At 68.6% G+C, this 20,870-nt stretch carries 14 protein-coding genes and 1 pseudogene; 11 read left to right on the top strand and 4 right to left on the bottom strand.

Annotated features, from left to right (window positions below; genetic code table 11):
• Positions 1-24: 24 nt before the first annotated feature.
• The 3 genes from ABD369_RS32735 to ABD369_RS32725 form a co-directional block, all read right to left on the bottom strand.
• A complete protein-coding gene (locus tag ABD369_RS32735; protein ID WP_344640244.1) occupies positions 25-222 on the bottom strand; it encodes a hypothetical protein in 198 nt (65 codons plus the stop codon).
• A 2,405-nt stretch (positions 223-2,627) separates the two neighbouring features.
• Positions 2,628-2,792, bottom strand: a complete 165-nt coding sequence (locus ABD369_RS32730; RefSeq protein WP_344640243.1) for a hypothetical protein — start codon at positions 2,790-2,792, stop codon at positions 2,628-2,630.
• 245 nt (positions 2,793-3,037) lie between these two features.
• A complete protein-coding gene (locus ABD369_RS32725; protein WP_344640242.1) occupies positions 3,038-3,535 on the bottom strand; it encodes an IPT/TIG domain-containing protein in 498 nt (165 codons plus the stop codon).
• A gap of 665 nt (positions 3,536-4,200) precedes the next feature.
• Here ABD369_RS32725 and ABD369_RS32720 point away from each other — a divergent pair.
• The 4 genes from ABD369_RS32720 to ABD369_RS32705 all read left to right on the top strand — a co-directional run bounded on the left by ABD369_RS32720 (position 4,201) and on the right by ABD369_RS32705 (position 13,096).
• Positions 4,201-4,410, top strand: a complete 210-nt coding sequence (locus ABD369_RS32720; RefSeq protein WP_344640241.1) for a DUF5988 family protein — start codon at positions 4,201-4,203, stop codon at positions 4,408-4,410.
• A gap of 272 nt (positions 4,411-4,682) precedes the next feature.
• On the top strand, positions 4,683-5,987 hold the full coding sequence (locus tag ABD369_RS32715) for a beta-ketoacyl synthase N-terminal-like domain-containing protein (protein ID WP_344640240.1): 1,305 nt from the start codon (positions 4,683-4,685) through the stop codon (positions 5,985-5,987).
• Positions 5,988-6,051: 64 nt separating this feature from the next.
• Positions 6,052-12,504, top strand: a complete 6,453-nt coding sequence (locus ABD369_RS32710) for an SDR family NAD(P)-dependent oxidoreductase (RefSeq protein ID WP_344640239.1) — start codon at positions 6,052-6,054, stop codon at positions 12,502-12,504.
• Positions 12,413-13,096, top strand: a complete 684-nt coding sequence (locus ABD369_RS32705; RefSeq protein ID WP_344640238.1) for an ATP-binding protein — start codon at positions 12,413-12,415, stop codon at positions 13,094-13,096. The genes ABD369_RS32710 and ABD369_RS32705 overlap by 92 nt, the downstream gene beginning before the upstream one ends.
• Before the next feature lie 334 nt (positions 13,097-13,430).
• Here ABD369_RS32705 and ABD369_RS32700 read toward each other — a convergent pair whose 3' ends face one another.
• Positions 13,431-14,144, bottom strand: coding sequence for a hypothetical protein (locus tag ABD369_RS32700; RefSeq protein WP_344640237.1), 714 nt, complete (start codon positions 14,142-14,144; stop codon positions 13,431-13,433).
• A gap of 300 nt (positions 14,145-14,444) precedes the next feature.
• Here ABD369_RS32700 and ABD369_RS32695 point away from each other — a divergent pair, with 300 nt between their 5' ends.
• The 7 genes and pseudogenes from ABD369_RS32695 to ABD369_RS32665 form a co-directional block, all read left to right on the top strand.
• Positions 14,445-15,725 (top strand): hypothetical protein, encoded by a 1,281-nt coding sequence (locus ABD369_RS32695; RefSeq protein ID WP_344640236.1) that lies wholly within the window; start codon positions 14,445-14,447, stop codon positions 15,723-15,725.
• A 69-nt stretch (positions 15,726-15,794) separates the two neighbouring features.
• Positions 15,795-17,297, top strand: coding sequence for a replicative DNA helicase (gene dnaB / locus ABD369_RS32690; RefSeq protein WP_344640235.1), 1,503 nt, complete (start codon positions 15,795-15,797; stop codon positions 17,295-17,297).
• Positions 17,298-17,706: 409 nt separating this feature from the next.
• Complete coding sequence (locus ABD369_RS32685) at positions 17,707-18,537, top strand: COG4705 family protein (RefSeq protein ID WP_344640234.1); 831 nt, start codon at positions 17,707-17,709, stop codon at positions 18,535-18,537.
• A 320-nt stretch (positions 18,538-18,857) separates the two neighbouring features.
• On the top strand, positions 18,858-19,250 hold the full coding sequence (locus ABD369_RS32680) for a hypothetical protein (RefSeq protein WP_344640233.1): 393 nt from the start codon (positions 18,858-18,860) through the stop codon (positions 19,248-19,250).
• A gap of 380 nt (positions 19,251-19,630) precedes the next feature.
• Entirely contained in the window at positions 19,631-20,170 is a 540-nt protein-coding gene (locus tag ABD369_RS32675) for a hypothetical protein (protein ID WP_344640232.1), read from the top strand.
• A gap of 17 nt (positions 20,171-20,187) precedes the next feature.
• Positions 20,188-20,628 (top strand): annotated as a pseudogene (locus ABD369_RS32670) (transposase); the annotation flags it as partial.
• Between the two features lie 49 nt (positions 20,629-20,677).
• A partial coding sequence (locus ABD369_RS32665; RefSeq protein ID WP_344640231.1) for a transposase occupies positions 20,678-20,870 on the top strand: 193 nt, incomplete at its 3' end.

The raw sequence follows: 20,870 nt of genomic DNA, 5'->3' as shown, positions 1-20,870 counted from the left end.
GCCCCTGCGCGACGCGGTCTCCGGCTAGGCCTGCGAAACGTCCTCGGCCACGGACGGGACAACGAGCACGTACTTGTCCCAGGCCAGCACATAGCCGGCGATTTCTCCGAGCGTGGTGGTCGCACTGACCAGCTGCTCCAGAGTAGTGTTCATGTTGATCAGCCCGCTGTTCTTCAGGAAGGCGAGAGCGGCCCGGGCGTCGACATTCGAGCAGTTGGTCATGGCGAACCTCCACTGAGGTCGTTCTTTCCGCGGAATTATCACGCGGAGCGCTTGTTCCCGATTGTGTCGACGGTTTGCGCGAGTGTCATCGGCAGATACTCGGATTCACCCGAATGGTGCAATCTGAACATGATATTTTGTTTTGCCTGTGAGTGGATTTCGTACTGCCCCTGCTGTGGCCGGACACGGGTGACACGGGCCCAGCAGCGCAAAGCGCGGCCAGCGGGGAAGGCGCCCCCTTGGCATGGGTGACGAGGGGGCGGACTAGGCAGGAGACCTGCCAAGCGAAGATCACCTATCTGCACGGCGCCGGGTCGACCTCACCCGTCGCTGCACACCCCCAAGCCCCGTCGAGACCAGCCCCGCTGCTCCTGGGAGTGCTGATCGCGCTGGTCCTCTTGCTCGCCGCGATCCTCCCGATCACCACCTACCGCCGTCGACGCGGCGACCCGGCACACGACTCGAAGGCCGTCATCGCGTGCTGTCTTCCGGGTCGTCAGGTGCGAAGAGGCCGTGGCGGGTTTCGGGGGCGCGGGGGTGCCGCCGCCGTGGGGCCAGGGTGTGGGCCTGCTCGGCGCGCTCGGCCAGACATGCGCCTGCGGCGTCGGCGGCGTCCATCCCAGTCGAAACCGGCGCCGCCGGCCGTCCGAGCCTTGCAGGCCCGTGCTGTCGCTGATGTGCTGCGCCCGGTCGAGGACGTCGCACTGGCGGCGGCGTCGGCGTAGTCGGGGGTGTGGCCGACAGCCGCCAAGAGCCGGGTCAGCAGCGTACGGCCGTAGCCGTGCATCCACTCCTGCGAGTGCGAGCGGCCCGCCACCGCGTCGGTGGCCCGGGCACCGTCTGCCGCCCGGTCCCGGTTCGTCTTCGGCAGCGACGACGCAAACCCACGCACCCAACGACACGTCACCGGGCGCGCGAGGGACGCGTTCGAGATCGCCCGGCACCACCAGGGCGACATTCGTGGCGAGGACGCCCGCGCGGAGGCCCCCGCAACGCATTGCCGCCGGACCGGCATTGCAGCCGCCGCGCTCCCGCCGGTGCCGGACGACGCCGTGCTCAGCCTGGACGGCGACCAGCGGAAGCACCTGCACGCCGTCACCGCTCACCTCGACGCCAGGCATCATCGTCCGCCGGTAGCGCTCCGAGAAGGAGCCCGCGTTGGTGGTCCGACCGCGCCATGGGACCCGGGAGATGAGGTGCCAGCGGTCGGTCCAGCGCCGCGCGCTCGGCCGATCGGGTGACTTGGCAACGGGATTCTTGTAATCGTTTCACTCCTCTGGATTACATTTTTGTATCCAAACCGGCGGGCCGCCCATCCCTCTCCGGGGGAACGCAGCAGGTGGCGTGTCCGCTTCCTCTCCCGAACGGGGAGTCGTCCGCGCTCAGGCCGACCTGCCGCGATGGGCAGCCCCTGAGAGGACTTGGATCCACCGGCCGACGTCGATCCCTGCGTCGGCCGGTGTGGCCCATATGCGCCAGGAGGCGTCATGGGGGCGACCAAGGCACTCCGGAACGTGCTGGCCGCGTTGAAGGCCAGAGGTCGCTCCACGCCGACGCGAAGGGGCTTTGGTGCGCGGTCATGCTGTTGGCGACGCTGGCTGTGGCCGATGCTTCTGTACACGGCTTGTCGCTGGCGACCCGATAGCGGGGCTGTGACGTCGCTTGTGCTTCCTTGGCTGGGACGGATCCGTCCGGACCGGTTACTTCTGTCACTCCGGTCGGCTCTGTCCCGCAGGACGGCGCCGCCGATGAGGGCGGTGAAGGTGTCTCCCGCAGCGCCGACGCGGCGGCTGCAGTTCGGAAGCCATGGGCGGCACCGGAAACCGAATGCCCGGCGCCGCAGCGCTCTCCGTTGGAGATTCGATTCCGCGGCCACGTCTTCCGATTCCTGCAGCAGCCGGACAACGGCGGCGCCGACGGAGGACCCTCCGCTGCGGTCGGCGGGAGGATTTTGGAACCGTCGGCGGGACGTCCGAGGTGATGAGCGGTCCAGTCGAGCGGCTTCGCGTCCTGCCGCCAAGGCATGCGGACCGGTCTTGCGAGGCAGCCCTGTCGAAAGCGCACGGAAAACTGATTCGTACATGCGCTGAGCCGTCTCCGGCTTTTCGGCTGCCGTATCGGGCCCGGTTCGGTACGCGGTGCTGGCTTTCCCTCGGCATCTTCCGACACGACGTGGAGTGTAGGGCGGTCTCGGACTTCGGCAGTGATGCAGATCGGTGTGGCAAGCGGCATGGTCGGAAGCTTCGCGAATCCGTCACCGCCGGATCGGATGACGTCCCCCCGGCTACGCGCCCGGCTTGATCGAGGCGCCGCCAGCAGTGGCCGGGACGGTCCTATCGCTTGATTTCCGTCGGCGGCGGATCCGGCGAACACCGGGTCAACGCCCAGTTCGACGACACATCATCTCATTCTGCGCTGTCATCCCGGCGGCGCGCCGGCTGCGAACCCGAGGATTGCGGCTCGATCACGCAGGCGGGTATCGGCGTGCTCGGGATCGGTTCGGCGGAGGCCGGCACATCGTCGCCAGCATCCTCGGGTATCCGGATGATGAAGATCGGACGAAGGATCACAGAGCTCATAATTCGCATACCGAGATCACCGCCACTGATCCTGGCACGCAGACCGCTCTCGCCGATCCGGCGTTCCGCCGGCAGTGAAGTGGAATCTCGTGCTGCCGGGCTCGGAGGCGTTTTTGCCTTTCAACGCCGTTGAGCTCCGGCAGGTGCTGTGGACCTGCCGGAGCTCACGACGAGTGCTCCTGCCTCGGTTCCGGCGCGAAGTGGGCGGGCTGCCGCTGCACCTGCGCCCGGCCGTCCTACAGGTAGGTGTAGCTGGCGCCGTTACTGGTGCCGGCTCCCGTGGTCACGGTGACCTGGACCGTTCCGCTTCCGGGGGGAGAGATCGCCAGCACGGCGCCATCACCGAGAACGGTGAAGTTCGCAGCCGGGACGGCTCCGAAGGTCACCGCGGTGGTGCCGGACAGGTGGGTGCCCACGATCAGGACAGGGAGGCCACCCATGGCCAGGCCGACCGGAGGAACCAGCGCCATGATGACCGGCGCGGCCGGCTCCTGGTAGGTGTAGTTCACCGGGTTGCTGGTGCCCGAGGGCGTGGTCACGGTCACCGGGACCGTGCCGCTTCCGGCCGGCGCGGTGGCCGTGATCGCCCCGTCGAACAGCACGGTGAACGTCGCCGGGGTGCTGCCGAACGTGACCGCCGTGGCACCGGTCAGGCCGCTGCCGACCAGCGTCACGGTGTTGCCCCCGGTGGCCGGACCCTGCGAGGGCACGATAGCCAAGAGAATCGGTGACATTTTCTTTCCCCTTCCCCGTACTGACGCCGGCGGGCCATCTCGGCCCGGCCGTCTGGGCGTCTCCATTTCAGGCTAGGAGTCACCTGATGGAGCATCAATGGCAGAAAGTTCTCTGACGAAGCATCAGCTGACGAGGGGAGTGACTTTTTCTCGATGCGCCGTCAAGTTGCCTTGACGATCAAATGCGAAGCCGTTCGGCGAATATCTACGGCGGCCCACCGGAGCGGTAGACCGCGACTGATCCGCCCGGAGATGTGCCGGATTGTGGCTTATGGTCCGGGTTGAGGCATGGCGTCATGTGTGCGGCTTGCTGGGCTTTCGGCAAAAGGTGGTCGCGATTCGTGCGAGGTGTCAGCTGGAGCGGCGGCTGGCCCTCCCGTGAAAAGATCTTCGGCGACCGATTTGATCCGTGCGGCTGGGGAATTGGCTTCGGCTCGTTCTGTTGATCGAGGAGCCGACCCGAAGGGGCGGTAATAAAATCTGAACTATGCGCCTCGTTTGATTTGCAAGACGGCCGGGCGACGGGATGGGGGCGCACTTCCCCTAAAGCGCTCCGCCGGTCTCCTTGTCAGGCGTTTCGCGATCTTTCGTGCGGGAATTCACGGCGTGCTGCGAATTCTTGATTGATCGCGGCATACTCTTCCGCCTCCGAGGGGGTGAGTATCATGCCTCGCTCACTGTCCGTCCTTCTCGAAGGGGGGCCGGATGGCATGCCGAGGATTCTTAACGTGCTTGTCGACCGGTTCGAGGACCACATCAAGGTTGCATATCGAAACGGCTATGAGCACTTTGAATTCGCCAACGAATTTGCTGCTATCAGCGATGAGCGCCTTCCGGTCTACAGGTGGGTGTATCGAACCGCGATCGCAGAGTAGCCGATCACTTCGGGCGGATAGCGCTCGAATCCAGAAATCCGCCGGAAGGCGCTTTGAGACCCGGGCTCCGGCACCGACGTGTGCAGCCCGGGGCAGCTGCAGCCCCCGGCCGGCCCCGGGCCGGCGGCAGCGCGAAGCCCCGTCCGGACGAAGCATCAGAGACCGAGGTAAGGCATGAGCGGCTTGGCCTTCAAAGGGCTTGTGGAGGGCGGTCTCCACCTGGCACGGGGAGGAACGCGGTGAGCAGGAAACCCGCTCCGAGGAGCAACAGTGTGAGCGCACGCGACACCGTGGTCACCGGCATGGGTTTCTGCCTGCCCGGCACCGACGGTCCCGTGCTTACGGCCGCCGACCTGTGGGAAGTCGCCTCGCACGGCCGTTCATGCCTCAAGCACCACGGCGTGTACTACGGGTCGGTCGACCTGCCGGCCGCTGTCTTCGACAAGCGCCTGCCTGACCTTCCCGGGATCTTCTCCCGGCACTACACCAACGCCCACCGGTTCGGGCTGACGTCATTGGTGGAAGCCAGCGCGGACGCCGGCCTGGACATCCGCGCCGGCCACCTCGCCGAGGCCGCAGTCCTGGCCGGACGCGGGGGAATCGACGCGAACGTCCCCAGTTACCTCGCCGTGGCCCAGGCCGACGCCGGCACGACATTGCCGCACGAGGCCATGGAACTGTTCGTCCGGGGCCAACAGGCACTCACCCCGTCGGACGTCGCCCTGGTCCAGGGGGCGTACACCCGCACGACCGGCCCGTGTTTCACGGTGTCCTGCGGCTGCGCGTCCTCGGCCGTGCAGATCGGAAACGCCCGCCGGATGATCGCTGACGGTGCCGTCGACCTCGCCGTCGTCACCGGCGTCGACGTCTTCGGCCTGGAAGTGATCCAGAACGTCCAGCGCCTGCTGTACGGGGCCCAGCACAGCTATGACGCGATCCGAGTCGACGGCATGCCCGAACTCCTGCCGTCCTTCGACCGCATCATGCGCCCATACGACCGGCGCGCCGACTGCGTGAACCACGGCGAAGGCTCGGCGACGCTGATCCTGGAGAGCCGCGAGCACGCGGACCGGCGTGGAGCACACGTCTACGGGCAGGTCCTCGCACACGCCATGACCCGCGACGGCCTCTCCAACCCGCTGGCGAGCGACCAGAGCGGCGCCTCGCTCGTCGCAGCCATCCGCGCCTGCCTGGGCGAACGCTGGAGCATCGAGCAGGTCCCCTACATCCATGGAGGCAGCGACGGCGACGTGGTGGTGACCGCCTTCGAGTCGAACGCGGTCGGACAGCTCTACGGATCCGCCGCAGCCGACCTGCTGATGACCTCGCAGGAGGCGTGCTTCGGCCACAACGGCGCGCCTGCAGGTGCCGTGGGCGTCGCCTTGACCCTCCTCATGCTCGAGCGCGGAGAGGTCTGCCCCACCGCGAACTGCGAGGAGCCGGACGAACGCCTCACCTTCGACCCCGTTCCCGGCGTCCAGACCCGCCGTCTCGACTTCGACTACGCCGTGAGCTGCAACTACCAGATCGGTGGCGTCAAGAACGCGATCCTGCTCGGCAGCCCCAACGCCACCTAGCGCTAGCGCCGCAGAACCCGCCCACCGCCGTATCCGGCCGATTCAGGCAGGAAGAGGGACCCGCATGAACGCAACCGCCCAGCGCGCCGACTCGATCGCCGTCGTCGGCATGGGATGCCGGCTTCCCAGAGACGTGGACTCGCCCAACGCGATGTGGCGACTGCTCGTGGAAGCACACGACGCGGTCACGGAGCCTCCGCCCGGCCGGACGGAGGGAACCGAGGAGCCAGCCGACACCGGCGAGCCGACGCCCCGCTGGGGAGGCTACCTCCGGGACGTCTCCGGTTTCGACGCGGACTTCTTCGGAGTCTCCGGCAGGGAGGCCGACGTACTGGACCCCCAGCACAGGCTGCTGCTGGAGGTCGCCTGGGAAGCGCTCGAACACGCCGGAATTCCACCGGACCGGCTGGCGGGAACCCCCACTGGCCTGTTCTGCGGACTGAGCTACTCCGACTACATGGAGTCCCTGGCCGGGCAACCACGCGAACTGGAAGGATCCATCCTGACGAACGGTCACTGCGTCGCCGCCGGCCGCATATCGTACCTCCTGGGGCTGCACGGGCCCTGCGTCGCACTGGACACGGCGTGCTCCTCCTCTCTGGTCGCAACCCATCTGGCCTGCCAGGCCCTTCGCGACCAGGAGTGCGACCTCGCTCTGGCGGGCGGTGTCAGCCTCATCCTGGGAGCCAGGACGACCCGGTCCTTCACCCGGATGGGCATGCTCTCGCCCACCGGTCGCTGCCGCACCTTCGACGCCGCGGCAGACGGATTCGTCCGCAGCGAAGGCTGCGGCATGGTGGTCCTCAAACGACTGCCTGACGCACTGCGCGACGGCGACCGTGTCCTGGCAGTGCTCCGCGGCTCGGCGGTCAACCAGGACGGCCGCTCCGACGGGTTGGCCGCCCCTTCGCCCGCCGCACAGCAAGCTCTCTTCCGCCAGGCCCTGGAACGGGCCGGAACCGACCCGCGCGAAGTCGGGCTGATCGAGACCCACGGCACAGGCACACCGGTCGGGGACCCGATCGAATTCTCCAGCCTCGCCGCCGTCTACGGCGTGGGCCAAGGACGCTGCGCCCTCGGATCGGTCAAGACGAACGTGGGACATCTCGAACCCGCCGCCGGAGTAATCGGCCTGATCAAGGCGGTGCAGTGCGTCCGGCACGGACTGATACCGCCGAACCTGCACTTCAGCCGCTGGAACCCGGCCATCACCGCCGACGGCACCCGCCTGTTCGTCCCGACCGAACTGAACCCCTGGCCCGTCCGAACGGCCCCACGGCTGGCCGCCGTCTCCTCCTTCGGCTTCTCCGGGACCAACGCCCACATGATCCTGGAGCAACCGCCGGCCACCGTCCGCCGCCCACCCGCCGTCACCGCCCTCAAGGTCCCCGCACAGGCCACCGCCGGCCACCGCTCACGCGTACCGGTCCAGCGCACCCCACCGCCCGAGGTCTTCCTCGTTTCGGCAGGCTCCGCGAACGCCCTGCCCGCCGCAGCCGAGCGCCTGGCGCTATGGCTGGAACACGACGGTGCCGACGTTCCGCTGCACGACATCGCCCACACCCTCGCCCTCAGACACTCCCTCGGACGCGGCCGACTCGGCGTCGTGGCACCCACACACCACGATCTCGTCCGCGCTCTGCGCTCCTTCAAGGCCGGCCGCGCCCACCCGGGCCTGACCCAAGGCGAGGTGGGAGCAGGCATCAGCCGACGCCCCGTCTGGGTCTTCTCCGGCCAAGGCTCCCAGCGGCAAGGCATGGGACGCGGTCTGTACCAGCACGAACCGGCCTTCGCCGAAGCCCTCGCCGAGGTCGACACCCTGATCACCGCCGAAGCCGGATTCTCGGTCCTCGAGGCGATACACAACCGAGAACAGGTCACCGGCTGCGGCTGGGTCCAACCCGCCCTGTTCGCACTCCAGATCGCCCTGGCCGCCACCTGGCGCGCCCACGGCGTCGAACCCGCCGCCGTCATCGGCCACTCCATGGGCGAAGTCGCAGCCGCCGTCACAGCCGGAGCACTCACCCTCGCCGACGGCGTCCGCGTCATCTGCCGACGCTCCGCCCTCCTCGCCCGCATCGCAGGCTCAGGCGCGATGGCAACCGTCGCTCTCAGCCCCGCCACCGTGGAGAGGGAACTCACCGCGGCCAGCGCCGCAGGCACCGTCTCGGTAGCCGTCCTGGCCGCCCCCGACTCGACCGTCATCGCCGGCAACGCCAAGACGGTCCGGCGGCTCGTCACCACCTGGCAGGCCCGCGGCATCACCGCACACCTGATCGCCGTCGACGTCGCCTCACACTGCGCCCAGGTCGACCCGCTGCTCGCCGACCTCGGCACCGCGCTCGCCAACCTGAGCCCGCGCCAGCCCGCCATCCCCTTCTACTCCACGGTCCTGGACGACCCTCACGAGACCCCGCTCTTCGACGCCGCATACTGGTGCGCCAACCTGCGCAATCCCGTCCGCTTCACCGCCGCAGTCGCCGCCGCAGCCGCAGCCCGCCACCAGGTCTACATCGAACTCTCCCCCCAACCCGTCGTCACCCACAGCCTTGCGAAGAGCCTGGCCAACCGGCTCCACAGCCCCGTCATCGTGCCGACTCTGCGCCGCGACGAGGACGAGCCGACCACCTTCCGCACCCAGCTGGCCGCCCTCCACTGCGCCGGCGTCGGCGTCGACTGGTCGCGCCTCTACGCCGACGGCCACCTCGCCGACGTGCCGCCGCTGACCTTCGACCGCCGCCCGCACTGGACACAGACGGCCCCGGCCCTCCGCGCCACCCGGCGCCCGGGCGCCCAGGAGAGCGCCCTTCCCGGAACGCACACGGAGATCCCCGGCTCCGAGTCCCGCCACTACTGGCGCGCCGACACAGGAACCGACGCCGTGCCCTGGCTGGCCGACCACTGCGTCCACGGCGGTCCCGTCCTCCCCGGTGCCGCCTACTGCGCCCTCGCGCTGACCACCGCCCGCGACACCTTCCGCGCCGCCCCCCACGAAGTGGAGGCAACCGACATCCACTTCCGTGAACTCATGCACCTCGCCGCCAACACGCACATCGGCACCACCGTCACCCAGACCGCTCCCGACCGCGCCGACTGCGAGATCTTCTCCCGTGGCCAGGACGGCACCTGGGCGAGGCACGCCACCGCGGTACTGCGCCGCACCTCCACCACCCCCCAGCCAACCGCCGCATCCGTGCCCGAGCTGGAAGCCCGCCACCCCGTCATCCTCAACTCCGACGCCCTCTACACGAGTCTGCGCACCCGGGGCCTGGAACACGGGCCAGCCTTCCAGGGCATCATCGACCTGCGCGGCTCGTCCCAGGGCGACAGCTTCTGGGCCCGTGTCACCCTCCCCGCCGCCACGCGCACAGGCCACCACGCCCTGATCATCCACCCGGTACTTCTGGACCTGTGCGCCCAACTCGTGGTGGCCGGCCTGATCCTGGAACCGGGCCACGGCCTGATCCTGCCCGTCCACGTGGGACGCATCCGGATCGCCGGCAATCCGGAGACCGCCGCCTACGCCCACGCCCAAATCGACCACACCGCCGCGGACGGAGTGGTCGGAAACGTCCTGCTGCTGGACCAGGCGGGCAACCCTGTCGCCACCGTCGAAGGCCTGCGCTTCATCCGCCACGGCACAAGTCGCAAAACCGTCGACCGGTGGTTCCTCGAGACCAGCTGGCGGCCCCGGCCGCCGACGGCCGCCCGCCCCGCCGACCCGGGAACCTGGATCGTCCTCGGCGAGAGCGACGGTTCCGCCGAGGTACTGGCAGACACGCTGAGCGCGGCGGGTGCCACGACCAGGGCCCTCAACATCCCCGTCGGCGACGACTCCCTCGACCAGCTCAAGGACTCCCTCACCACCTCCTGGGCCCTCCCCGCCCCACCCCCGCGAGCCGTGGTCCTGCTGTGCGAACCGCCCACACCCGGACAGGACACCCGCACGACCGCGCTGCGCCGCACGCGGCGCCTGCTCGCCGTCGCCCAGACCGCGACAGCCCATGCGGAGCCGCCCCGCGTGTATGCGGTGACCCGGGCCGCCCACAGCCCCGAGCCCGGCCGCGGTACCGACCCGGCGCAGGGCGCGCTGCGCGGCCTCGTCAGGGTTCTGACACACGAGCACCCGGAACTTCGCGCGACCCTCATCGACACCGACCCCGGTGACGCCGACCTGCACGGCGTGGCGCGGGAACTGCTCGCCGACGCGCCGGAGGACGAGGTGGCCCTGCGCGGCACAGCCCGCCACATCGCCCTCCTGTCCTACACCCCGCTGTCCGACGGCGAACGTACGACGGCCATGACCCGTACCGTCCGCTACGGTTCCGAGGACCGCTTCCAGCTTCGCGTCGGCCGGATGGGCGACCTCAACACGCTGGAGTTCGCGTTGTCCCACAGACGCCCCCCAGGCCCGGGAGAAGTCGAACTCCGTGTGCGGGCCGCGGGCGTGAACTTCCGCGACGTACTCACCGCGATGGGCATGCTGTCCACCGACGAGGACGCCGGGTACCGCATCGGATTCGAGTGCACCGGGGAGGTCACGGCCGTCGGTCCCGGTGTCGAGCACGTCCGTGTCGGCGACGCCGTGCTTGCCGCGGACCTGCGCGGCGGCGCCTTCGCCTCGTTCGCCACGGTCCCTGCGGACGCAGTGGCGCCCATCCCCGCAGGAGTCGACCCCGACGCGGCCGCCGGACTGCCCGTCGCGTTCCTCACGGCCTGGTACGCACTGCACCACATCGCCCGCCTCTCCGCCGGAGAGCGTGTCCTGATCCACAGTGCCACCGGCGGAACCGGCCTGGCCGCGGTCGCGGTCGCGGCCAGACTGGGGGCCGAGGTGTTCGCCACCGCCGGCACCGAGGAGAAGCGCCGATATCTACGCGGGATGGGCATCGCGCACGTCATGGACTCGCGATCACTGGACTTCGCCGAGCAGACCCGCGCCGCCACCGCCGGAGAAGGCGTCGACGTCGTCCTGAACTCCCTGTCCGGACAGGCCATCAGGGCCGGCCTGGAGACCCTGCGCCCCTTCGGCCGATTCGTCGAACTGGGCGTACGCGACATCATCTCCGACGCACGTCTTGGGCTGGCGCCGCTGCGGCACAACATCACGATGAGCACGGTCGACCTCATCGAGCTCCAGACCAGCCGCCCGCAGACCTTCGCCACGGTGATGCGGGAGGTTCTCGAAGAGCTCGGCAGAGGAACCTTCGCGCCCCTGCCGTGCCGGGTCTACCCGATCTCCCAGAGCGCCGACGCGCTGCGGCAGATGGCCGGCGCCCGCCACACCGGCAAACTGGTTCTCACCGTCCCGAACACCGGCAACACCACCGCGGTGCTCCAGCGGCCGCCATCGCCGGTCCGGGCGGACGGCGCCTACCTCATCACCGGCGGTCTGCGCGGCGTTGGCCTCGCCACCGCGTCCTGGCTGGCCCGGCAAGGCGCATCCCATCTGGTCCTCAACGGCCGTACGGCCCCGTCGCCCACCACCGAGCAGGTCCTCGCACACCTGCGCCAGGCCGGCATCCGGGTCAGCGTGGTGCTCGGCGACATCGCTGAGCCCGGCACCGCCGACCGCCTGGTGGCTGCTGCCACGGCCGACGGCCTTCCGCTGCGCGGAGTGATCCACGCAGCCATGGTGCTGCACGACGCGGCCATCACCAACATCACCGACGCGCAGTTGGAACGGGTGTGGCACCCCAAGGTCACCGGTGCGTGGCGGCTGCACGAGGCCACGAGCCATCTGGCCCTGGACTGGTTCGTCCTGTACTCGTCCATGGCCTCGCTACTCGGCAACCCAGGCCAGGGCGCCTACGCCGCCGCGAACGCGTGGCTCGACGCGTTCGCGACCTGGCGCACCGGCTGCGGCCTGCGCACACTTGCCGTCAACTGGGGGCCCTGGGGTGAAACCGGCGTCGCCACGGGCTTTGCCGCCCGCGGCTACCAGACCATCCCCACCGCGGAGGGCCTCCAGGCCCTGGCGACGCTGCTGACGCACGACCGGGTACACACCGGTGTCATCCCCGGACCACCCGCTACCTGGATCCCGCCAGCCGGCCGGCACTCGTCACTGTTCGGTCTCCTCTCCCCAGACGGGCAGAACCGAGAGGATCAGAGCGCCGTGGGACGGGACGTCCTGACCGAGCTCAGGTCCGCCGAACCGGGGCTCGCCCGCCGAACGGCTCTGGAGGACTACCTGGCCGAGCACATCCGCACCGTTCTCCGGCTGGGAAGCACCACGCTCGACCCCCAGACCCCTCTGAAGGCGCTCGGATTCGACTCCCTTCTGAGAATCGAACTCCGCACCCGCCTCGAGTCCGGTCTCGCCACGCGGCTCTCCAACGACTTCGTGTGGCAGCACCCCACCTTGGCGGCCCTCGCCACCGGGCTCGCCGAGCACCTGGGCCTGGACCTGGACCTGGACGGCGATGGTTCCAAGCCATCGAGCGCGCCGGCACGGCCGACCCGTACCGGCCGCCCGAGCCGACGCGACGGGACCCCGAGGAAGCAGCCAGACTGAGCGGACGACAGCTGGGGGCAAGGACATGGACACTCATCAGCAACCTTCTGGCTCGGTCGCCATCAGCCTGGCAGATCAGCATCCGACCGTCCCCGCGCGCCGGCACGCGACGCCCGTCGCTCCCCCGGCGCCACAGGGCAGGGTGTCGGCGTGCGACCGCGGACTGCGCCGCTTCACAGCGTTCGTGCCGCCGCTTCCCGAGCGGGTCAGCGAGGCACGCCGCACGGTCACAGCGGCCTTGAGGCACTGGTGCCTGGAGCATCTCATCGAGGACGCCCAACTCGTGACAAGTGAACTGGTGACCAACGCGATCCGCCACGCACCGGACCCACGCCCGATCGAGGTCGCGGTCGAGTACGACGATCAATGGCTGTCTCTCGCCGTACGGGACCGGTCCACCGGTATGCCACGGGACGTCAGAGCCACCGTGTCCCACGAGAACGGCCGTGGGCTGCTGCTGGTGGGACACGTAGCCGAGTCGTGGCTCTGCGAGACCCACGGAGACGGCACCAAGACCGTGTCCTGCCGGCTTCCTCTGGAGAATCCCCCGCAGATGGAGCCTTCGAGCCCGACGCCCGACAGCAGGTGGTGAGGTCGCTCCGCTTCGACGGACACCGTCGGCAACAACCCCGGCGAGGGCGCCGAACGCCCTGTCTGGCGCTGCCGCCCGCAACTGCCCACAGCCGCCGGGTCCTGCCGACCCCAGCTCGCCCGCCACACTCCCCCGCCGAGGTGGGCGATAAAGCACGCCGTGACCTGAACCGGCATTTCGGAGACAGGCTTCGAGTATGCATACGATTGTTCTGATGGGGCGGCATCAATAGGTGCCGGGAAGCAGTTGTACGGACCCGAAGGATGTCTGCAGTGTGCGGTAATCCCTCGAATGGTCGATTCATTCTTGAATTATTACCGGCTTCCTCCGATGGTCATGGTGCAGGATATCGCAAAGTCGAAGTGGTGGCCTCGATGCTCTCTAAAATTACCCACATCTCGGACTTCAGGAGGATGCTTCTTTGATGATATGCTGCGCGTGTGGCATATTTATCGATCAGTTCATCGAATTCTGCAAATTGAGCATTTTTTTCCGACCTGGGGATTGTATGATCGTTGAGGGGGGATTCGGGCTTTCCCTGCAGTGCCAGGTGTGCCCCGTTTCCGCAAGCCGCGTGGAACGCACCCGGAAAATGGCCGGGCCCTGCCGGGCGGATCTGCCGACTCGCGGCTTTCCCGGCGCCTCCCGGGGCATCGGTGAACGGCCGGTTCGCCGAGGGGACCGCCATCGGCTGCCGCAGGCACCGGGGCCAGACGGCTGCCCGTCCCGACCACGAGGAAGTACCCGAGCGGGAAACGTGAACCGGCGTTCCCGACAGGGGGCCGAGGCCGGTGCGGTTGGGAGACTCCTCGCAGACGCCGATCCCACCGTCGCCTTGCGCGGCTATCACCCGACCGGCCGACAGGTGCCGCAATCCCGCGAAAACGCGGAAGTGGCCGGGCACCGCGAGCCGGCCGCCGGCACCGTGAACGGTGTCGTTCCGAATGACGCCATCCCAGCCGCCGACTGGATCTCGCTGCCAGCGACGGCGCTCCTCCTGAAAGGCGGTGCCTTCTTGCCCCAGGCCACCACTTGGCGGATCGGCCACGCGCTCAACCCCTTCCGCCCCGTAGCTCTAGGCAGCGTCATCCGGCGATCCGGCCCGGCACGTCAGCCGGCCCGCGTCCGCCGCCCCCGAGCCCGGCAGGATCCGTCCGCAGGCCGCTTCCGCTGAGGGTGATCAGCACTTCCGTGGCCGTCGAAGGGCAGCACCCGCCACATCGCATCCGGGTGAGCCCGTGCACTCGTCGGACCTTCGGCTACACATCCGTACAACCGCGTCCACGTACCCCGCCTGCCGTCCAGGAGGGTCGCTCCTGACGCCCGTCGCCGGCTCGGAGATGACTGAGTGAGGAAGCGCGTAACCCGACCTCCCCGGTTCGCCGCGATCGACAACAAGGCGATCGACTCGCTGCCGTCGATTCTGGGAATCGGTCTGTTGACCAGGTTGATCAGGGCGAGGGATGGCGACCATGTGACAGTTGAAAGCCTGGCCAGGGACTACTCGGAAGGCGAGGCCGCGTTGTCCCGGGCCATGCGGGAACTGGTCCAGGCCGGCAACGTCGTGAAGCTGAAGGTCCAGCGAGCCAGGTCGGAGACGGTGGTGGGGCCGAACGGCTCGCCGGTGCTAAAGCGCGGTGGCAGCTGGTGGACAACCTTCAGCGTCGACAGCATCCCGTTCACACCCGAGGACGTTGCAGACATGCTTGCCGAGCTCATGGCCGACGGCAACGTCAAGAAGATCACGGTTGAGCCGGAGCACCTCGACCCGAGGAAGGCGGGTCGAGCGGCCCCCGGCAGTGTCGGGCCCACATCCTGCGATCAGGGCCGTCAGCGACCGGCCCCCCGGAAACCGGGGGCCGGTCAACCGGCCCCCGGTGAGGCGGGGACTCTCTCTAATACTGTTCCTGAGACTTCCTCTTCTGCCTCGCCCGCCTTGCCGGCGCAGTCCCGACCCCAGAAGACGATCGACAGCCGGTGGGACGATCCGCAGACGGCCGCGGCTGACCGGGCCCGTGACACGACCTTCTGGGAACTGCCGGGACAGCCACCAGCCGTGCCGGCGCCGCGGAGGGAGCAGCCGGTCATGGGCACCCCGAAGGATCCTCCCCCGGCTGCTGTCGGACAGCCACCAGCCGTGCCGGCGCCGCGGAGGGAGCAGCCGGTCATGGGCACCCCGATGCCGGAGGATCCTCTCTCGGCTGCTGTCGGGCGGATCGTGGCCGCCTGGGCGGCGTCGCGCCGATCGGCTGGAGTCGGGCCCCACCGCAAGCCGTCGGCGCTGGCGGAGTTCACCGAGTCGGCACGCGCTCTGGTGGCAAGCGGTGAGTCGGCGGAGTGGCTGGTGTCGGTCGCCGCGTGGATGGGCGCGGAGAAACCTGCCTGGTGGCAGCTGGGCCTGGCGGCCAAGGCGCAGTGCGCCGGTGCTCCTACCCGATCCGGCGGCAGCACCCGCGAGGTCAGGCGTCTCGCTGCAGACAAGTGTCCGCGTCACCCGGTCCTGCCGCTGGACTGCCCGACCTGCCGACGTGAGGAAGAGCAGTTGCGTGGAGGTGGAGCAGCCGGGCTGAGCCTTGCCGAGATCCTGGCTACCGAGGGCGTGTCATGGCAGCCGAAGGCCACTGTTTGACCGACAGAACACAACGGTGGCCGGGGTATCCCGGGCCACCCAAACGCATTATCGAATTGGAAGTTCGCCATGAATGAACTGCGGGACGGCCAGGAGTCCCAGGACCTGACCGGTGATCACGTCCTCGAATTTCGCAGCCTGCCGTACGACCCGTACGACAACCCCTGCGTCAAGGCACCGCCGACCTCGGGCCGGGGCCTGCCCGTGGACCACCGCAGGCGGGAGGACAGGGACGCGGGGGCCGCTTTGAGCTTCGAGCGGCTGCCGCCGCAGGACCTGGCGGCCGAGCAGTCGGTCCTGGGCGGCATGCTGCTGTCCAAAGAGGTGATCTCGGAGGTTGTCGAGATCCTCAAGCCTGCGGACTACTACCGGCCCGCGCACGAGCTGATCCACTCCGCGATCGTCGCCCTGTACAACGCGGGGGAGCCCGCCGATCCGATCACCGTGGTCAGCGAGCTGGCCAAACGCGGTGCGTTGGCACGCGTCGGCGGCCCCGACTATCTGCACACCCTGGTCAGCTCAGTACCGACCGCCGCGAACGCCGGGTACTACGCCGCGATCGTCCACGAACTCGCTGTGCTCAGACGCCTGGTGGAGGCCGGGCAGCGGATCGCCGGGATGGGCTACGCCGCCGAAGGCGACGTCGACGACATCATTCAGGCCGCGCAGCGCGCCGTCTACGAGGCGGTCGGGCAATGGAGCGTCAGCACTCCTTATGCGCTGGTCCGCGACGATGTCGCCGGGTTCTTCGACGACCTGGACGCCGCCAAGACCCGCATGGAGTTGGCCGGTGTCTCCACCGGCTTCGCGGATCTGGATGCCCTGACCAGCGGACTACTGCCCGGTCAGCTGATCGTGATCGGCGCGCGCCCGGCAGTCGGGAAGTCCACCCTGGCGCTTGACCTCTCCCGGGCCTGCGCCATCCACCAGGGCAGAACGGTGGCGTTCTTCTCGCTGGAGATGAGCCGTAAGGAACTCGTCCAGCGTACGTTCTCCGCTGAGGCCAGGGTGGCACTGCACCACATCCGTTCCGGAAGCGTCGATGACGACGACGTTGCCCGCCTCGCCCGCCGGACGACCGACATCATGTCCGCCCCGTTGGTGATCGACGACTCGCAGGAGCTGACGATCATGGAGATCCGGTCCCGGGCCCGGCGCATCGCGCAGCAGTACAACGGGCTCGGCCTGGTCGTTGTCGACTACCTGCAGCTCATGCAGTCCGGCAGTGCCAAGCGGTACGGCAACAGACAGGAGGAGGTGAGCGACATGTCGCGCAACCTCAAACTGATGGCGAAGGAGCTGGAGTGTCCGGTCGTCGCGCTCTCTCAGCTCAACCGCGCCTCCGAACAGCGTGACGACAGGCGCCCGCACGTCTCCGACCTGCGAGAGAGCGGAAGTATCGAACAGGATGCGGACATCGTGATCCTGCTGCACCGTGAGGACGCCTACAACAAGGACTCCCCGCGGGTCGGCGAGATGGAGCTCAACGTCGCCAAGCACCGCGGCGGACCTACCGCGGTGATCACCGCGTCCTTCCAAGGCCCCTACTGCCGCATCGTCAACCGGGTGTGACCTGTTCTGCTGCTGCACGACGGTGGTGTGAGGTAGAGCGGGGAGATCAGCACCACGCGACGGGGAGCGGGCATGAAGGAGGACCAGGAGCACGAGACCGAGCAGGTCTCCACCACGGACGATCCGTGGTGGGAGACGCGGGTGCTCCACGCGAAGCTCTACCCTGCGAAGGACCGGAAGGCGTGACCTGTTGCGCTCTGAGGGCGTGAAATGGGCTCTCTTGCTGTCCGGTCTCGACGTGGCAGTACGCGTCATCACCCGTCCAGGACGCCGTTCGACGCCGACCGCAGGCGGCCCCGAAGCACCCGATTGCCGAGCCGTCGAGTCATGCGTTCCGTGACGGCCCGGCATATACCAGTGGCCAGGCACAACATGAGGACCTGGACGCCCGCCGGCCCCAGGACCATCGGTGGTGCTGTCAGCGATCCGACGATCGGCTTCGTGGGTGATGCGTATGGGAACTGTCGTGAGCAGGGCTGCTGCGAGCAAGTTGCCGATGGTCGGCGCGTTGTTCTGGGCGATCAAGATCGTGGCGACCACTCTGGGTGAGTCGGTGTCGAACTTCGTGTCGATGACACCGCTGCACCTCGGCTACGCCGCTGCCGCGGTTGTCTTCCTGGTGGCGTTCGGGCTCACTCTGACGGTGCAGCTGAGGATCGACCGGTTCCAGCCGGTGGTGTTCTGGTCGGTGATCCTGACCACCAGCATCGCGGGCACCGCGATGTCCGACTTCATGAACCGCACCGCCGGTCTGGGCTACGCCGGCGGTGCGGCCGTGCTGACCGGCCTCCTGATTGCTGTGCTCGTCGGGTGGCGGTTGACCGGGCAGACCATGGACGTGGAACGGATCGACACCACCCAAGGCGAGATCCTGTACTGGACCGCGACCCTGGTGTCCAACACGCTGGGCACCTCCAGCGGTGACTTCCTGTCGAACGGTCTGGGCCTCGGCTTCCGCGACAGTGCTCTGCTGCTTTCCGGGGCGATGCTGCTGATCCTTGCCGCACACTATCTGACCGCGGTCTCGGGCACCGTACTGTTCTGGGCGGCCTACGTGCTGACCCGCCCACTCGGGGCGGTCGCGGAGAACGCGGTGGAGAAGCCCGTTGTGCAGGGTGGACTCGGGGTGGGGACCACCATTACCTCCGGTGCCCTGCTCGCCGTTCTGATGGTCCTGGTTGGCTACCAACTCCTCAGCAACGACGGGCAAACCCGTACGGTAGAGGACACTGTTCTCTGACGACCTTGGGAGCGATTGAGTTCGGGGCATGGCGGGCGAACCGCTGCACCCGGTGATCGCTTACGAGGTACCCGCCGTGGCCATCTCGACCGGTCCACGATGGCGCCGGAGCGGGTGGCGGCGAAGTTCACTGCCTACCGCGAGCTGTTCCGTACCAAGGTCCGCGACAACGATCCGGCCCTCGCCGACGAGGAGAGCGCCGACCGTACGGTGCACTGGTGGCGCTGCGCCTGGCCCGGGCACACCCGAGCCGGGTACCCGCCCGTGGCCCTGGTCGTCACCGACGCCGGACCGGTCGGCCTGGCAGCCGCCAGAAGGCGGTGGCCGACCTGTCGGCCGAGGTCTGGAGCGGCAGCTGGTGGACCGTCACACACCTCGACAACGACGGGGACGGCTGGCGGGCCTACGACGACGCCGTGCCCATCGTCGCCACCACCCTTCAGCTGCTGGCCGAGCACGGCCCGCTCGGCCCCATCTGGTGGCGCTTCGGCCGCCCCGGCCGGCACTCCCTGACCGACGCGCTGGACAACCCGAACAACCGCGCCGCCTACGACCAGCGCCAGCAGGCCCGCGAGAAGAAGGCCAAGCAGGCCCACCACGAGCTGATGCAGACCCTGACCTGCGCCGACTGCGGCCAGGTCCCCAAGCAGGAGAGCACCTACGAGTACGGGCTCCAGGGCCAGTGGACCCGACGCCCCCAAGGCCGCTGCTAGGTTCGGGTAGTCGCGGGCGTGCTGCCGCCGGATCTCCCACCACGGATCGTCCGGGGCGGAGACCAGCGCGGCCACCAGCTCCCGCTTGGTCGGGGCGGGCAGCACCAGCGGGCCCAGCTCCTCCACCTTCCGGTCGCTCACGCACTGCGGGCACTCCAGCCGGTCCGGGCCGACCTTCTCACCCCTGCCACCACAAGCACGAGGAACGCCAGGAGAAAGCCGCCGCCAAGGCCCTCAAGCGCCTGGAGACGGCTAGGCGTACGCCCGTTCGCAGCTGCTTGGTACGCGAGCGGTCCTCACCCGTTCGGGCGATAGGCCGTGGAGTGGGCGATTCCTACCTTGTCAGAGGCATAACCCATCGCCTTCGTTCGGGAGGAACCATGTCAACGCTGCGTACCGGCCTCATCGGCATCGCGGCACTGCTGCTCGTGGGCGCCACGACTGCGGCAGCTGTGCAGAGCAACGCGAAGGCGGCCCCGGCCGCACCGGTTGCGGTCAGCGGGATCGCGAAGCTGCACACGATCGTTGACCTGCCGCCCGGCAGGTGGACCGATACGCCGTTGGAGGTCACGCTTCCCCAGGCCGGCACGTATGAGCTCGACGCGGATGTCCGCGGACGCCTCGCGGGCAATCCGTCGCTCAACGTCTACATGAGCGCGCGGCTGTGGAACGTCACGGCCGTTGCCGAGGTACCGGAGAGCGAGCGGCTCGTCTACCAGATCATCGACGGGAACCCGGGCACCGCCCAGGCGGGCGGCAACCAGACCGCGCCGATCAGCGAGCTGATCAGGGTCAGTGGGCCGACAACGATCCGGCTGCAGGCACAGGAGATCAACGCCGTCGGGGCGGCCACCGTCGCACAGGTCTACTCCGACGGCGTTGGCTTCACCGCGCTCCGCTACGACCGGGTCGGCCCCTGACACCGGGCTGCATTGTCAACCGCTACGGCGGGGTCCGGCACCTGTTCGCCGCCCTGGACCTGGCCAAGGACAAGCTCTACGGCCACATCAAGCCCATCAAGCGGCGCACCCAGTTCCTGGAGTTCTGCCGATACCTGCGCACCCTCTACCCGTCCGAAGTCCGTATCGCGATCGTCTGCGACAACTTCTCCCCGCACCTCACCACGAAGAAGTGCCAACGGGTCGGTACCTGGGCTGCGGCGAACAACGTCGAGATCGCCTACACCCCCACGAACAGCTCCTGGCTCAACCGCATCGAGGCCCAGTTCACCGCACTGCGCTACTTCACCCTCGACGGCACCGACCACGCCGACCACAAGGAGCAGGGCAGCATGATCCGCCGCTACATCATCTGGCGAAACCGCCATGCCGACGACCGGCGCCTACGCGCCATCGTCGACAGGGCGAACGTTGCCTGATGCGGCACTAGGCAGTGTCCTGGCGATCAGTTGAGTCGTTGATACGACTATGGAGTGTAGGAGTGATCTGACGGATGCCCAGTGGGAGCGCCTGGCGCCGCTTCTACCGGTGAGCAATGGGCGTTGTGGCAGGTGGCGGGATCACCGCCAGGTCGTGAACGGGGTGCTGTACCGGATACGCACGGGCGTGCAGTGGCGTGATCTGCCGGAGCGGTACGGGCCGTGGAAGACCGTGCATGAAC

Source organism: Kitasatospora cystarginea (assembly GCF_039533515.1).
Classification (GTDB): Bacteria; Actinomycetota; Actinomycetes; order Streptomycetales; family Streptomycetaceae; genus Kitasatospora; species Kitasatospora cystarginea.
The sequence above is the reverse complement of the archived record's forward strand: the minus strand, read 5'-3'. Positions and strand labels throughout refer to the sequence as shown.